The following is a 16,441-nucleotide window of genomic DNA, read 5'->3' as shown; positions in this document are numbered from 1 at the left end:
TTATCTAACTGAATAATTTGATTTTAATGATAGCAGCAGATTCTTCCGGAAATTGTACTCTAAAATATCTAAGAGATTTTCCTCCCAGACTTATATCTAAAAATGAATTAACAGCTCTGTCCTTACTGACAGCTATTACCTTGAAATCCACTCCATTACTGGAAATGCTGATTTCAAAAGGATTACTGTTAACCTCTTCAAAAAATATTTCTCCCCTGTTTACCGGTTTGGAACCCTCAAGATCAACCATAATCCACTCGCCCTGCTTCTTCTCAGTGGCTCGCCACGGCCTGGTGCTGCTTTGGTCCGTCACATTTCTGGCAGCATAATCCGGTTGTTCGCTGCTAGCAAAAACCGGTCTGCTGACTCCAATGTTGAAACTCTTGTCATGCTTTGGCATCCCCTTAACCGACGGCGGCGGTAATAGCTCCGTCAGCCTTTGATTCTCCCAAAGTTCCTCACCTGCTGCACTGATAATAAGTTCTACTGCAGCCAACCCTTCTGCAACCGCTGTTATCCTGTTTTCTCCCGCATAATAAGAACGCAGTTCAATTGCTCCAAGACCTTCATAAAAATTCCTTTTCCCAGGTGAAAAAACAAAACGCTTACCTGTGGGAAAAACTGCTCCGCCGCTCACAACCTCCAACACGATTTCCATGGTATTTGCTATCCTGTTGCCGGCCTGATCAATTATTTCAACCATGATAAAAGCATCTTCCGTGCCGTCTGTCCCAATACATGTCCGGTCTGCCGTGACCCTCAGCGCATGCGCAATCCCTTCCTTAACCGGTTCCGGCTGCTTAATTCCCAGCAGTGTTTCTCTAAACCAGTACCATAGATTAAGCGGCAGTCTGTAATAATCAATCATTCCTAAATATCCCATATTCCACAATATACTTCCATGGTGGAAAGCACACCATAATGCCTTACCGGAACGCCACTGATATTCCATCTCCATACCAGCATGGGTAATACTGCCCGGGCGGGTGCTTTCTTCATAGCTGCCATATTCCGAAACAAAGTTTGGGAAGCCCGGATTATGAAAAATAACTGCCCCGTCTCCATTATACCCTGCGATATCTCCCAGGGTATCAAAACCACCTCTCTGGGCTCCGCCAACGGCTGCAGGACGTGTCGGATCTACTTCATGACTTACCTTTACCAGCCGTTTCACCAGCTTTTTTGCCTTATCCATGACTTCAGCAGTAGTAAAAAACGGTTCGTTGCACATACTCCACACAATAATACTCGGATGATTCCGATTCGTTCGTATCATCTCTTTCAGCATACGGATGCAACTCTCTTCAAACTCCAATTGATCTTCTTCCTTAATCGGATAAGCGCTGCTGGTCCAGTATCCCTCTTCCTTTGGTCCGCCAGTCCCCCAGAAACAATTTTCCGACCAGAATAAAACGCCTTGTTTATCGCATTCTTCTGCAAATACAGTGTGATGGGGATAATGGGAACCCCTGATAAAATTCATGCCGCAGTCTTTCACCATTTTAACATCTCTGCGTATTCCGGAATGAGTGACTGCATCACTCCAGCCGGCATGATCCTGATGTACATTGGCTCCGTTTATGTCGTAGTGTTCTCCATTCAGGAAAAATCCCTTATCCGAAGTAAACAGAAACCACCGGATGCCAAAGCTGGTTTTATATTCATCATATAACTCATCTCCCAGGTAAACAAAACTTTTCAAAACATATAACTCAGGTGTATCCGGATGCCATAACTTAGGATCACGAATTTTATCACTCTGATGAAAGACCATCTGGCTCTTTGAGTTAAGTATGCCTGTATCCGATATACGGATTACCGCTTCCCCTTTATATTCGACAACAGAAACCAATCTGCAGGTAACCGCTGAATCTGTTTCATTCAATACCTCCGTAGTGATATCTACAACCGCTTCCTCTTTAGAAACGGCAGAGGTATTAACGAAAGTTCCGTACCAGCTGATATGTACCGGTTCTGTAATCAGCAGACTTACATCCCGGTATATTCCTCCATTAAATACATGCTCTCCTGCACGGGGCGCCAGCCTTGGGTTCCAGTTATTATTAAGCCTGACAAATAATAAGTTATCCCCCGCCATTGCATAAAGTGTGATATCAATCTCAAAAGCAGTATATCCGCCTTTATGTACCCCGGCTAACTGACCATTTAAATAAACCTCAGCATCCTGAAACGCTCCCTGGAATTCCAGGGATAATTTCTTGCTCAGCCACGACTCATCTATATAAAGTATTTTGCGGTAACAGCCATAACCAACATAAAATTCGTTTTCCTGAAAATACGGTATCCCAAATGAGTGCGGTATTCCAATATCATACCATTTACTGTCATCATATTGAAAATCCTTCGCGTCTTTATAATCACCATGCATAAATTTCCAATTATTGTTTTGCAGCAGCTTTTGCCTTCCCGCCCTGTTCTTCATAAGATTCTTTCTCCTGCCTCAACTTTACGCTAAGAGCTGTATATCATAAACACCCTCACCGTAACAGACTACCTTCTGACCTTCATAAGTAATGTTTACCTTTTGCCCGGAAACGATCTTTGTAATGCTGTCAGGCTTTATAAAACAGCACCTTCCTCCTTTTTCTGCAAGAATACTGCCGGAAATAACCTCTCCTTCCTTCCAGGTAAAGGAAACGGTTACAGCTCCTTTGGCCTTTAGTCCGCTTATATATCCGCAGTCCCAGGTTTTTGGCAGTGCGGGCAGAAACGTAAGCTCACCGTTTATGCATTGCAGTAACATCTCCTTAATTCCTGCCGTACCGCCGAAATTTCCGTCAATTTGAAACGGAGGATGACAGTCAAAAAGATTGGGATAGGTTGATTTTGTCAATAGATCCCTGATATTCTCTCCTGCTTTTTCACCGTCCCTGAGTCTGGCCCACATGGTAATAATCCAGGCTCTCGACCAGCCGGTATGACCGCCTCCGTTTTTAAGACGTCTTTCTAAGGTCTCCCTTGCAGCCTCCATTAATTCCGGAGTTCTCTCATAAGTGATCTGCTCAGACGGATACAGTGCATACAGATGGGAGATATGACGGTGCCCAGGCTCCAATTCCTCATAGTCTTCCGCCCATTCCATTAACTGTCCATATTTACCCACAGACAGTTCCGGCAGACGCAGTAAAATTGTTCTTAATTTATTTGTTAAATCATCCTCGCAGTCAGTAATCTCTGCCCCTTTGATACAAGCCTCAAACAGGTCCCTGATAATCTCAGTATCCATGGACGGCCCGATACAAAGCTGTCCCTCCTGTCCACTTTGATGGAGATAGGTGTTTTCCGGTGATATGGAAGGTCCTGTTACCAGTTTCCCCTGTTGGTTTTCAAAGAGGTACTCCGATATAAAAAGACTGGCTTCCTTTATCAGATCCATATTCTCTTTCAGAAATTCCTGATCCAGGGTATATTCATAATGATTCCAGATATGTATGCAAAGCCAGGCTGCTCCCATTGGCCAGATCGTAGACGGCATCACTGCATCCTGGGGAGCGCAGTCCCCAAACAAATCTGTATTATGGTGGGCAACAAAACCGGACAGACCATACATATCCCTTGCAACCTTCTGACCATATGGAAGCATTCTGCGGATTAATTGAAACAACGGAAGGTGGCATTCCGATAAATTGCAGCTTTCTGCAGGCCAGTAATTCATTTCCGTATTAATATTAATTGTATATTTACTTCCCCAGGCCGGATGCTCATTCCGGTTCCAGATGCCCTGTAAATTTGCCGGCTGTGACCCCGGTCTGCTGCTTGATATCAGCAGATATCTGCCAAACTGGTAATACTCTGCAATCAGCTCCAGATCCTGTTCTCCCTGCTGCATGGATTTTAGTCTTTCAGGAATCGTCCTTTCCTCTTTCCCAGTATCCTGGCCTAATGAAAATTGAACGCGGTTAAAATAGCTTTGGTACTCCTTTATATGCTCTGACTTTACAAGCTCATAAGGCAGTTTAAGTACAGACTCAAGTTTTTCTCTGCACCATCCGGCTGGTTCTTCCTTATAGAAATCACTTCGGATTGAAAGATAGATCGTAAAGGAATCTGCTTCCTTTACGCGGATCTGATCTCTGTGAATCTCCACGGTACCGCCTTCATTCTTAATTGCCGCCATTACGCAATAACAACAGCCTCCAGCACCTTCCTTTACCGTCATGGACAGGATTTGTTCAGAGAGTTTTTCAATTTTTTCTACATTACTGCGGAAAAATGTTAAAGTCAGGCAGCCATTTACCTTCTCTTCCTCTTTACTCTCCTGATGGAGAGCAATTACCTGGTGCAGCGCACTTGCAAAATATTCTCTCTGGTACTTCCCCCCGCCAATTTCATATTCCATAGTTACAACCGCCTGATTTAAATCAAGGTATCTTATATAATTCTTAAATTCCTCTTTTTCCTCATGGAATTCAAAAAAGATTTCACCGGCGGTACTGTAATTTCTCTGCTGGTCAGGAACCGGCATCATTGTATCACTGGCAAGCTTCTGAGCGTCTGAGATCATACCATCTGACAATAACCGGCGAATCTTATGGTAATTGTCTTTGGCTTCCGGATTCACACGGTTTCTGCCCCCGTTTCCATACCAGATGGTATCCTCATTCAGCTGTAATTTATCAGTCTGAACTCCTCCAAAAACCATAGCTCCCATATTCCCATTGCCAATGGGTGCTGCTTCATTCCAGATTTCTTCACTGTCAGATGTGAATCTTTTGTACGGAACCGGTCTGTCATATAGTAAACGATTCTTCATATGGATACCCCCCAGACTAAATTAAAGTAAACGATTGTAACGATGCACTGCCCTCTCCGCGATAAGTAATATAAATTGGCCAGATCCCATCCGGAATTTCAATATCTGCCGCATATTCCTTCCATATATTAGTATAAACGACTGGAATACTTACAAGTGCTTCTCCATCCCAGGCTGTTTTTATCTCAAACTGACCCCTGCAATATCCGCGTACTTTAATTATAACACTTTTAATTTCCTTGCAGTCAAAATATTTAAATCCTGCAGTTGCCGTATCACGCATATTCTGAATATAACCCACTTCCTCATCCCCGTCTCTCCCATCTTGTGTTATTTTGGGAAACCGGCTGTCCATCCACAGGCCTCCAAGGGGAGTATAAATCTCTTCGTCCTTACAGAAGAGATTACAGGCTAAATAAGCAGGATATTCTCCCCTTCCAGCCAGCGGTCCCCCGTTTAATCCGCAGGAGGTCATCTCCGGCTGCATAATGGATCCGTCTTCCAGGAACTTAATCGGCTCCGCACAGCCTTGCCTGCTGAAATTTGTTCCGTCTGTGTGACGGTGGTAAAATACATACCACTGGCCTTTGATTTCAACGATGCTCCCATGATTGTTAGATCCATAATACATGGGTTTTTCTGCCGGTTTATAGGAATGAATGTGCATATCACAATTACTGCTGACCACTCCGCCATATTCAAAACCCTTTGTAGGATATTTACTGGTTGCATAACATAATTCATGCATGACAATAGAGGAATAAATAAAATAATAAGTATCTCCTCTTTTTCTGATAGACGGTGCTTCAAAAAATTCATGCTCGATAAAGGAACTTCCTTCACTGAAGGGCTCACTTGGGGCAATAAATACAGATTTTTCCACAATAGTAAGCATGTCAGGTCCCAGTACCGTAACCATAGGACCACTTCTTGATCTGTCCCCGATGCCGCAGAATCCGGTATACAAATAAGTTGTGTCACCTTCCGTAAGGACTCCCGGATCAAACTGAGGCTCGTCCCCCTTTCCTTCTCCCAGGCGTGTACCGTCAGCATAATGAACATACCCGTAAAATTCATATCTCCCCGCCGGTTCCTTACACACCGCAACGGATACGATGCTTACTTTATCCAGTACATAATAAAGATAATAACGTCCGTCAGGACCTAACGTCACATCCGGTGCATACAAACACATACTGCCATCCTTATTAAGGGGATCAGATACCTTTGGGTAAATCAAGCCTTCATATCTCCAGTTACCCAGATCATCTACCGGAGCCGACCAGCATACATAATCATTTAAACAATAAGCATTGCCCCTGAACCGGTCATGAGATCCATATACATAAATACGGTCTCCGAATACATGAGGTTCCCCGTCAGGTATATATTCCCATGACGGAAGATACGGATTAAAGGCCTGTTTTTTCATAAATACTACCTCCCACTGATCAATATACGTATGACTGTTTAGTCTTTATTACTTGCCTGCTGTTTTCATATAAGCATCATAGCATTTCTGATAACGTGCAATGTAGTCCTCTACTCCCATATCCTTTAATTTACTGATGTAATTGCCCCACTCTTTGTCAATATCCAGATTTCCGGTGATAAACTGAACCGTAGCCTGGTTTACATATCCTCCGATGGTCAGTGTATATTCCGATACAGCCTGACTGTCTTCCCCTTCGAACGCTAAGTTTGGAATCAGTGTGTCAATATCCGGTGAATATTTTTCATATCTTTCTGCTGCCTTCTGGAATACATACTCTACATCCAGATCCGGATTTTCAACCTTTAAGGCTGAACGATATTCATTGTTGCTGGATCTTATCATAGCATCGGCAGTATAAGCTTTGTGAGCATAATTTCGGGAAAATCCGTTTCCAACCCAGTCAAAATCATCCGGTATTGTATGTGTTTCATATTTTGGAACACCATCCCCCAGAGAAGTTCCCTCGCTTGTCCAATCCCAGCCAAAGCCTTCCGGTCCATATGCCTGAACATTGGAAGCCTCTTCTGATGCCATGAAATCAAATAATGCTGCTGCAATAACAGGGTATTTGCAATTTGCTGATATACTTCCTATGGAAGAACCAAAATAAGTAGCAATACTTCTTGCCGCCAGCCTGACCCCATCAGGTCCTGCAACAGGCTCAAGACATGCCCAGTTCTGCCAGTCACCAGGTTTTTTAGCCCAGAAATTATCTCCGTCTGCATTCACACCGCCATCTGCATATAATCCAACCAGATGAACATCATTATTTAATGCAGAATTAAACTGGGTATTATCCTGAGTAAAGGTCTGATTATCCAGTAAGCCTTCTTTATAAAGTTTATTCATGTATTTAAGTGCATCTTTATACTGGTCTTTCATTACGTTATACTCAATTTTTCCATTATCAACCACAAATCCGGCTGCTACCGTAGGGTTCGTATTGCTTAACGGATTATTACACTGTACAAATGAGTTAATCATCCAAACTGTAGGATCGGTCGCCCAGCCGCCAATATAACCGGTCATAGGTATTTCATCTGCTGCACCGTTACCATTGGGATCCTGGGTTTTGATTTTTTTCATGTAATCATACAGTTCATCTGTGGTCTGAGGTACCTTACCATCATTGAGCTTATCTACCCAGGGCATATAGATCCACATTCTGTTCTGGAACATACTATGGAAGCATTCATTCTCATCACCATATGTATAGATGTTTCCGTCAGTCATTGTAAGATCTGCTTTCCTGCCAGGACTCTTTTCATTATTGGCATTCCAGTTCGGTGCATCCTTTAAATAATCATTAAGGGGCAGGATCAGTCCCTGCTGTCCATAAGACTGTACTTCTGATTTCGTCCAGTTCGTGGCAAGGAAGATATCCGGAAGACTGGCTGTATCTGTCATAACAAGATTTAATTTGGTTTTTGCATCATCACCATCTAAATCATATACATAATTTAAATGAATATTAGTTTTTTGCTCAATCCAGTCGGTTACATAGTTATTTTGATACGTACCGCCGCCTGTAGCAGTCGCATATACAAAAACTGTTAATTCCAGTTTTTGCTTCAGTGGAAAAGTTACATCTTTAACAGATTTGAAATTAAATGAATCTTCAGAAGATACAGAATTTGCATCATCTGTTTTGGAAACGTTAGTTTTGGTACCTGAGTTCCCACAGCCTCCCAGCAGTGATACTACCATAGCCGCTGAAGCTATTACTGATATCGTACGTTTGTTAAAAAACCTTCTCATTTTCAATTTTCCTCCTCTTTATTCCTATATAAACTTTCAAAAGTTACAGACTCAGCCTTTAACAGAACCAATCATAACACCCTTTACAAAATATTTCTGTACGAAAGGATAGGCAATCATTAAGGGAAGACTGCTGATAATGATTGTTCCATACTTTAGCATCTCACTTAAATACTGATTTTTTGCCACCATAGCCGGATCGACATTGGCGGAAGACAGATCCACCTGGGACATCAGAATAATTTTTCTGAGTACCAGCTGTAAGGGATATTTATCTGTGGAATTAATATAAATCATAGGGTTAAAATAAGAATTCCATAGGGAAACCGTCACCCAAAGACTTAGAACTGCTATAATTGGTTTAGACAAAGGCACAACTATCATGGAAAAGAATTTAAAATCAGAGCATCCATCCATCTTTGAGGCTTCCAGTAATTCTTTGGGAATCGTCTGATCAAAGAATGTTCTTGCAACGATCACATTATAAGCACTGACTGCACCGGGTAAAATGACCGCCCACATTGTATCAATCAGCCTAAGATTCTTAACTAACATAAAAGTAGGTATTAAACCACCGGAAAACATCATGGTAAACAAAAAAATTCCTGTGAATATTTTTCTTCCCCTGAAATCAGCTCTGGATAAGGGATATGCTGCAAACAACGTAAGGATTATACTGATTAATGCGCCGCAAAGCGTATATGTAAGAGAATTCTTAAATCCAGTCCAGATTGATTTATATTTAAATACTGTTTCATAGCTGTCCAGGGTAAATCCTACCGGAAAGAGTTTAACCTTTCCAGACATCAGTGCATTACCGTTGCTGAACGAACAGCTGATAATATAGACAATCGGATATAACACAACAATTAACAGCAGGGTGAGTAATATATAATTGATGAAATAAACTGCCTTATCCTGTGTAATTCTTTTACTCTTCATAATTTTCCCCTTTACATAAAACCATTTCCTGATACTTTATTGGCGATTTTGTTTGCGGCTAGTATCAGAAACAACCCAACCAGGGACTGGAACAATCCAATTGCGGTAGAATACGGATAATCCGGAAAAGTGGAAACCAATGATACCTTATAAGAATATGTAGTAATAATCTCAGAAGCAACCAGGTTATTCTGGTTCTGCATGGCAAGAACTTTCTCATATCCCACATTTAATAAACTTCCCATATTTAAGATCATCATAATAACCACAGTAGGTATAATAGCCGGTATATCCACAAACCGTATTCTCTGTAAAAGAGTGGCTCCATCTATAATGGCTGCCTCATGCTGCTCCATATCCACACCAGCCAGTGCAGCAATATAAATAATTGCGCCGAAACCTATCCCCTGCCAAACACCTGACCATACATAAAGAGAAGGAAACAATCCAGCACTGCCCAATACATTAATACCGAAGTGATTATAAAGAATACTGCCGACTACACCGGTTCTGTTGTCCAAAATTATATTTATAATTCCTACAAATACAATTGTAGATATAAAATACGGACAATACGTAATCAGCTGGGCTGTTTTCTTAAATAAAACATTTTTAGTATAATTTAAGGAAAGTGCTAAAAATATGGAACAGGGTATGCTTACCACCATGGAATAGATGGAAACCACCAGGGTATTGCGGAGACATTCTTTAAAATTATAGTTGTTAAAAAATCTTATAAAATTATTAAAACCATAATGATCGGTCCATGGACTATTCCATATCCCCAGACTTACTTTATAATTTTTAAAAGCAAGTATAATGCCGTACATGGGACCATAAGCAAAAATCAGTAATACACTTAAAGGCAGTGACATCATAAGATATAATTGCCAGTGTGCAGAGAAATATTTCGTAAAGCTTCCTTTCTTTTGAATTTGCATTTCATTCACCTCTCCCTTTTCTTTTTTTCATCATTGCACACTGCTGGTCAAAAATATATATACAATACTTTTTCCCCACTATTCATATTTTAAGACTCCGCTGTTATCAAGGCTTCTACGCCCTCTTATCCCTTTTATTTTTTTCGGTATTCGGAAGCACTGCTTCCCATTACTCTTTTAAAAGCCCGGCAGAAAGAATTAGCCGAACCATAACCTACATGATCGGAAATTTCACCAATGGACAAATTCGTCTTTTCTAAAAATTCCTTTGCCTTTTCAATTCTTACCCCTTCCATGTAGGTAGAAAAATTAATTCCCAGGTACTGTTTAAATATACTGGATAAATAGGGTTCACTTATACCGAATATATCAGCAACACTGGTAAGAGACAGATTTTTATCGCCGTAATTAATATCAATATAGGAAGCAATGGAAGCTGTAATCACAGAAGTATCCTTAAGCTTCTTTTTGTCACCGACACCTTTACATACCGCCCGGTACAAGTTAAGAGTGAGGGTAAACTGATTCAGCAGCGTTGCATTACTATTTTCCTCTAATTTATTATAATAAGTACTGTATTCCGATTCGTCTGTTCCAATCCGGCGGATTATGCGAAATAGAGCTGTCTGCAATTCATTCAAAAGCATATGCTGAAGGTAAACTGGAAGGCTGTTCTCAATAAAATACTTTTTAATAATTTCCTCAAGCGCATCATGGAGTCCCTCACTATCTCCAGCCATTACATAATGCATGAGTTTCAGCGAAAAATCCTGGGGCGGATAGGAAGGAATATTTACAAAATTATTGATATACCAGATGACAGTATTATCAATCTGCCCCTTCTCATTCTGGAACATATACACTGCATTATTATAGGAATCCTTAAGTTCCGTCAGACTCTCTACTTCATTTCCCCCGTATACAAAGAACTGCTCCGATACATCTAAGGGCATTGTTTCCTTAATTTTCCTGATATTTCGTTCTGTCTCTTCTTTAAAATACTCTCTGCGTTTCTTTTCGATACTCATCAGAAGTACTACCTGATCACCGTCCAGATTCGTATAGAGGCTGTCTGGAAGAATCTCTTTCAACACTTCAATCATTGAAAGAATGCAGGAGTTAATCAGTTTCAGATCATCTTCTACTATTTTATCTATATCCGCATTAAAACGGAAAACAAGGATGCCAAAGACCCTGTCTCTGTGAATCAGCCCAATATTATCTGCAATTATGCATGCATCCTCTTCTGTAGTGAAATTACCATATAATAATCGGTTTAAGAAAGCATTCCTCAAAAATGGTTTCTGGCTTTCAATTACCCTTACCATATCCGTATTGGTATTCACCAGATGCTTAAAAGTCTCCTTTAAACTTAAAAATACTGCCTGATGTCCATGAAACCGTTTCGTACTTTGGGAAACTTCTTTCATAATATCATTAATGGGAGTGGCACTTTTCCTGGACATATAATAACTTAATATGATTCCCACAGTGACCGCAGCAAATACAAAAACGGCCAGCATGAATATACTGTAAATGCTCCTGCTGTTGACTGCCATCATTGGCTGCAGCATATAATATTCCAACCCGGATTTATCTGAGGCATACCGGATTACCAGATATTTTTCTCTATCAAGCAGTACTGTCTGATTTTCAGGATTCTCAATTTGGATAATGACCGAATCAACCGCTCTGGTTACCTCCCCCTGGGTAGTCTTTTGGGGTTCCCCCTGGGCTTTATAGTACAGCAGCCTGCCATGAAAATCTTTTATAAACTGGATACTATTATCAGCCCGAGCAGGCATTAAGGTTTCTAATACCGTATCTTTAAACATGATCTGTATTCTGCTCTTACCGTTATAATCCCCATAGATCATAGGCCTTGTATAGGCAATCATATTTAAGGGAGTCTTCGTTTTATATTGATAAGATTCCATGGGACTTAATCCGTAAATCACTTTATCCTCTTTCATATGATGGTACCAGTCATCGTAACTTTCATACTTTTTCTCATGCAGGTAGAGATCATAGAAATCCTTGTATGTATAGGCAATCTGCTTATTTATTACTGTTTCACTCTTATCAAAAAATATGAAATAATCAAAAACAGACTGATTAATGGCATATAGATCCGGAAGCATGGCGTGCAGTTCATAAACCTTATAGGAATTTGAACCATCAAAAGCAGCAGAAATTCTCTTAAAGGTATTAACACCTGTATTAGAAGCAAGACTGTCTCCCAGATAGGAGACTTCATCAAGCATAGTATCCACTAAAACTGCAGCATGTTTTAACTCTGTTTTCCTTGCCTGTATATCGTCACTGCCGATTACTGAAATCATTCTTATATAATAAACACTGCAGATCAATAGCGGAATAAATAATACAATAAAATACGTCACCATAAATTGATACAAAATGGTATGGGCCTTGGATTTTCTGAATAATTTATAAATTCTTTTTCCATTTTGTTTCATAACAGGTCTCCTTACGGGAAATTTTATTTTTATGAACTATGTAAATATAAATAAAAAAGGGTTGCTGCAAATAAAGTATAGGAGATAGATTCCATGACTGTTTGTTAAAGCTTATATGAATAGTCAGCCACTTATCATCTTATTTCCTGTTACTAAAATGCAACAACCCTATTTATTATTTTAAATTGATAGTGTCAAAACTTTATGTCACAGCATCGTTAATGATATCCCCGAGCAGATTTCCATCTGTTTATTCACTATTATTACATAAAATCATACAAACGTGTATATTCAATACTTATTTTATTATATGCAATTTTTAAGTCAAGTTATTATACATGGTTTCAAGCATTCGGATTCCTGCTGCTGTTGTGAATATCTTTTTCCTGACACTTTCAACTGCCTCCCTGGACATCCCGTCCTCCCATGCATTTACAAGAAAATCAGCTTCCACGAGAATCTGATAATCCGCCCCTTCTATATTTGTATATGTATGATGGTGACCTACCAGCCAGCAGATACGGTCAATCTCTTCCGGAGAATAATCAAAAAACATAAGAAGACTTCTTGCGATGGGAGGCCCTTCCAGCTCCTGGTAATTGCCTGCGCTGCTGTGATATTTTTCCTCGCTTGCCTTAATACCAATATCATGAACCACACAGGCAGTTTCCAGAATCCGCTGCTTGTGTGCATCAAGCCCCTCTTCTTCTCCTATGAGTTTTCCAAACTGGTATACTTTGATAAAATGCTGAATCCTTTTTGGATCACCTTTATAATAGTCCATCATCTTTGCAATCACTCTGTTTATGGTATTCATCCGCCAAGACCCCTCCTTACTTATTCTTCATTTATCTTACTGAAGCAGAGGGTATTTGTCAACGCCAGAACCTGCTGCTGCCCTAATTATGGCTAATGTCGAATTCATAACTTTTAAAATCGGCCGTAAGCGCAGCATAAAAGGTACCCCATGTACGGATTATGGTCAGCTGGTGCTTCTTTTTAAGCTTCACTTCCATATTCCCCTCTACTGCAAACGCCGGGTGAGTGTTTCTGAAACGCATTAACTCAAAAAGCCGTTTGACAACCGGCCGGTTCGTCTCCCCGGCGATTTCTTCCAGGCTGTAGCAGTGGCGGTTAATGTCCCTGCCGTTTTTTGTCTTCTCCATCAGCTCAATATCGTTAGATCCGGCAAGCAGCCCCACATAATACACCTGTGGTATTCCAGGAGCAAAAAACTGAATGGCTCTTGCCAGGAGATAGGCGTCATCCCTGTCACCCAGCGCAGAATAATAGGTCGTGTTTACCTGATATATATCCAGATTATTGTATGCCGCTGTGTTGTATATCTTTTTCACGTTGGCTCCCTTGGTAAACATCTTTTCTTTCGTTTCCTCAATCGCCTCATCAGGCATTAAGTCTCTTGCATCCACAATTCCGATTCCGTCATGGGTATCCAGCGTGGTAAACTGCTTTTTCGGAGACATCTCAAGCCACCTTTTCAAATACGTCCCATTTCCCGTATAAAGCGCATTTAAAACAAGCACCGGAAGCGCAAAGTCATAGATCCAGAATCCCTGTTTTGCAATTTTCATCTGAATGGTATAATGCTCATGTATTTCAGGCAGAATATCCACTCCCTTTAAAGGCAAAACATCCTGAATATCACGGAGCAGCTCCCAGATATCAGGTTCCACAAAAAAACAGTTGGTATTTTTCTTTTTCACAGCATAGGCAAATGCATCCAGACGAATGATGGAAGCCCCATTCTCACACATGCCGGTTAAAGATTTCCGGATGAATTCCTTTGTCGTCTCAGTCCTTACATTAAGGTCAATCTGTTCCTCACAAAAGGTGCACCATACCTTCTCCACTTCCCCATTTTTAAACTGGACCTCAGTATAGGGGGCCCGGGGCTTTCGTTTATAGATTAAATCCACCTCTTCTTCGATCGGTTCTCCCTGATCCCAGAAATCTTTATATCGTATAAACATGTCCTTGTAAGGGGAAAGCTCCTTTTTTTCCTCAAAATCCTTAAAATAAACAGAGCTTCTGGAAATATGATTGACCATGAAGTCAAACATCAGGTAATAGTCCCTGCTGATCTTTTTTATATCTTCAAATGTTCCGAATTCTGCATCTACCTGATCATAGCAAAGAGGAGCAAAGCCTCTGTCTGCAGAAGAAGGAAAAAAAGGAAGAATGTGCACACCGCCCACTTCACTTTTCAGATATGTGTGCAGCACTGTATCCAGTTCCTTTAAATTCTTACCCAGACTGTCCGCATATGTAATTAACATAATTTTATTATTCAGTTCCATTCTCCCAACTCCTATCTATTCAATTATCCTGATTCCTCTTAACACATGCAGCTGAATACTACCCATGATACCCGAAAACTCAACTTCAGCAGAGCCCGAGACGCCATCGCTGTCATTATCTGTAACAGCGTATGTCAGACCATTGCAAACAAACAATTCAAACACATCCGTATCCGCATAAAGCCTTAAATGATATTCTTTTTCTTCCGGCAGACAGATCCTATGGGGTCCTACTGTTATTACACGGCTACAAAGATCAATGAAAAACAAAGTCTCAAATACAGACAGTTTAATATACGACTCTCCTGTATCTCCTGGCTCTCTGGCGTCTCTGAATACCAGTTCCACCTCAAGCGCCTGCCCCTCACCGGAATAGAGGCTGACGGTACACGGATCAGATGCCTGGTCTTCTCCGGTTTCAAGAACTGTTTCAAACGTTTCTCTTCTGAGTTTCTCTAATTCTTTTGCAGGATTGATACAGATCCGGTACCCCTTAGAAGATGCAGTAAGTCCAAGTTCTGCAGGCAGTGATAGTATCCCGGCATAATTACTGTCTTTCTTTATGCTGGTAATCCAGTTAAGCTGCAAAATGCGGTCTCCTGTCCCCTGAAATGTCTGCGCCGCGTATGGTCTTACAAAATTCCGGTCAACCTTATTTCTGCCGTCTTTCATTATGTCATAAAGCTGATATCTGGCAAAACCTTTTCCTTCTTTATTCTTCTGAGCCTGAAAACACTGCCCGTCAAATTCACCGAGGCAATAATACCCGTCTGCAGACCATAGAACCCATTTTTTCACTCCATCCTCCTCACAGACAAGCGGAAAGAAATCCGGACATTCCCACATTCCAGGTACTGTAATTTCCTGTATTTTCTCCCACTCATACAAGTCTTTGGAACGGAAGAAATAAAAAGTATTATCAGAAATATAAAGTACCATGATATAGAATCTGCTGTCTTTGTGATAAAAAACCTTAGGATCTCTGTTTTCTTCTTTTATATGAGGCAGAACAGATTTGTCCCTCCTTTTAAGAGTCTTTCCATGATCCGTGCTCACTGCCATCTTCTGGGTGAACAGGTGATCCTCAGACCAGTGGCTGCGCCCGCCGGCAGAAGTATAAAAATAAGCAATGGCATCATCCCCAAACCCCAGACAATTGTTCTGATCCATGATAGCTGTTCCGGAAAAAACCGGTCCTTCCTCTTCCGGAAACAAAACATCCTCAGTCTGCGTATAAGACAGGAAATCAGGAGTACTGGTATGTGCCCAATGCATGTTCTCCCATCTCACTCCATATGGATTATGCTGATGATAAATGTGATAGACCCCATTGTGGTAAATCAGTCCATTGGGATCATTCAGCCACCCAAACTCCGGGGTATAATGAATAAGAGGTCTGCTTTTCCCCGGGTTACAAGGTTTTTCATCCCGTACCATAACATAATCAAACCATGGTTCTGCGTAATCACCTTCTAAAGTCACAGCTAAGCCCTGATAAGCTGCTGCATCTAACCATGCGTAAAAACGCGGCTCCTCTTCCCCAGTTTCAATGCACATTTCCTGTATCTTTTTACCCTTAAAATAGAAAGATACTATGGAATCTTTTGCTCCCGGAGTGATGGGAATCCATAAATATCTCCCGGTAATACTGATTGTCTTTTTCAACCTGCAGCCCTCTCTTTTACCATTTTTCTGTAAAAAAAAGCCCTGTGCCACCCGATATGGAATCACAGGGC

At 41.0% G+C, this 16,441-nt stretch carries 10 protein-coding genes; all 10 read right to left on the bottom strand.

The window, feature by feature from the left end:
• Positions 1 to 4: 4 nt before the first annotated feature.
• Positions 5 to 2,443 carry a glycoside hydrolase family 2 protein gene (locus RZO55_RS04075; protein ID WP_318063013.1) on the bottom strand — a complete coding sequence of 813 codons (2,439 nt, stop codon included), beginning with the start codon at positions 2,441 to 2,443 and terminating at the stop codon, positions 5 to 7.
• 24 nt (positions 2,444 to 2,467) lie between these two features.
• Entirely contained in the window at positions 2,468 to 4,774 is a 2,307-nt protein-coding gene (locus tag RZO55_RS04070) for a glycoside hydrolase family 95 protein (RefSeq protein WP_318063012.1), read from the bottom strand.
• 16 nt (positions 4,775 to 4,790) lie between these two features.
• A complete protein-coding gene (locus tag RZO55_RS04065) occupies positions 4,791 to 6,206 on the bottom strand; it encodes a family 43 glycosylhydrolase (RefSeq protein WP_318063011.1) in 1,416 nt (471 codons plus the stop codon).
• Positions 6,207 to 6,254: 48 nt separating this feature from the next.
• Positions 6,255 to 8,027, bottom strand: coding sequence for a type 2 periplasmic-binding domain-containing protein (locus tag RZO55_RS04060; protein WP_318063010.1), 1,773 nt, complete (start codon positions 8,025 to 8,027; stop codon positions 6,255 to 6,257).
• Positions 8,028 to 8,078: 51 nt separating this feature from the next.
• Entirely contained in the window at positions 8,079 to 8,969 is an 891-nt protein-coding gene (locus RZO55_RS04055; RefSeq protein ID WP_318063009.1) for a carbohydrate ABC transporter permease, read from the bottom strand.
• 11 nt (positions 8,970 to 8,980) lie between these two features.
• Complete coding sequence (locus RZO55_RS04050) at positions 8,981 to 9,910, bottom strand: ABC transporter permease (RefSeq protein ID WP_318063008.1); 930 nt, start codon at positions 9,908 to 9,910, stop codon at positions 8,981 to 8,983.
• Positions 9,911 to 10,044: 134 nt separating this feature from the next.
• Positions 10,045 to 12,387 carry a helix-turn-helix transcriptional regulator gene (locus RZO55_RS04045; RefSeq protein ID WP_318063007.1) on the bottom strand — a complete coding sequence of 781 codons (2,343 nt, stop codon included), beginning with the start codon at positions 12,385 to 12,387 and terminating at the stop codon, positions 10,045 to 10,047.
• Between the two features lie 319 nt (positions 12,388 to 12,706).
• Entirely contained in the window at positions 12,707 to 13,204 is a 498-nt protein-coding gene (locus RZO55_RS04040) for an HD domain-containing protein (RefSeq protein WP_318063006.1), read from the bottom strand.
• 82 nt (positions 13,205 to 13,286) lie between these two features.
• Positions 13,287 to 14,705 (bottom strand): sucrose phosphorylase, encoded by a 1,419-nt coding sequence (gtfA, locus tag RZO55_RS04035; protein WP_318063005.1) that lies wholly within the window; start codon positions 14,703 to 14,705, stop codon positions 13,287 to 13,289.
• Positions 14,706 to 14,720: 15 nt separating this feature from the next.
• Complete coding sequence (locus tag RZO55_RS04030; protein ID WP_318063004.1) at positions 14,721 to 16,436, bottom strand: glycoside hydrolase family 32 protein; 1,716 nt, start codon at positions 16,434 to 16,436, stop codon at positions 14,721 to 14,723.
• Positions 16,437 to 16,441: the final 5 nt, after the last annotated feature.

Origin of the sequence: Clostridium boliviensis, assembly GCF_033342255.1 — a bacterium.
In the GTDB taxonomy this organism is placed as follows: Bacteria; Bacillota; Clostridia; order Lachnospirales; family Lachnospiraceae; genus Lacrimispora; species Lacrimispora boliviensis.
Note: the sequence above shows the minus strand (reverse complement) of the source record. Positions and strands in the feature narration are given on the sequence as shown.

Excerpts from the sequence above, each read along its gene's own strand:
- RZO55_RS04075 (WP_318063013.1), bottom strand. The coding sequence starts at position 2,443 with ATGAAGAACAGGGCGGGAAGGCAAAAGCTGCTGCAAAACAATAATTGG.
- RZO55_RS04050 (WP_318063008.1), bottom strand. The coding sequence starts at position 9,910 with ATGCAAATTCAAAAGAAAGGAAGCTTTACGAAATATTTCTCTGCACAC.
- RZO55_RS04070 (WP_318063012.1), bottom strand. The coding sequence starts at position 4,774 with ATGAAGAATCGTTTACTATATGACAGACCGGTTCCGTACAAAAGATTC.
- gtfA (WP_318063005.1), bottom strand. The coding sequence starts at position 14,705 with ATGGAACTGAATAATAAAATTATGTTAATTACATATGCGGACAGTCTG.
- RZO55_RS04065 (WP_318063011.1), bottom strand. The coding sequence starts at position 6,206 with ATGAAAAAACAGGCCTTTAATCCGTATCTTCCGTCATGGGAATATATA.
- RZO55_RS04045 (WP_318063007.1), bottom strand. The coding sequence starts at position 12,387 with ATGAAACAAAATGGAAAAAGAATTTATAAATTATTCAGAAAATCCAAG.
- RZO55_RS04060 (WP_318063010.1), bottom strand. The coding sequence starts at position 8,027 with ATGAGAAGGTTTTTTAACAAACGTACGATATCAGTAATAGCTTCAGCG.
- RZO55_RS04055 (WP_318063009.1), bottom strand. The coding sequence starts at position 8,969 with ATGAAGAGTAAAAGAATTACACAGGATAAGGCAGTTTATTTCATCAAT.
- RZO55_RS04040 (WP_318063006.1), bottom strand. The coding sequence starts at position 13,204 with ATGAATACCATAAACAGAGTGATTGCAAAGATGATGGACTATTATAAA.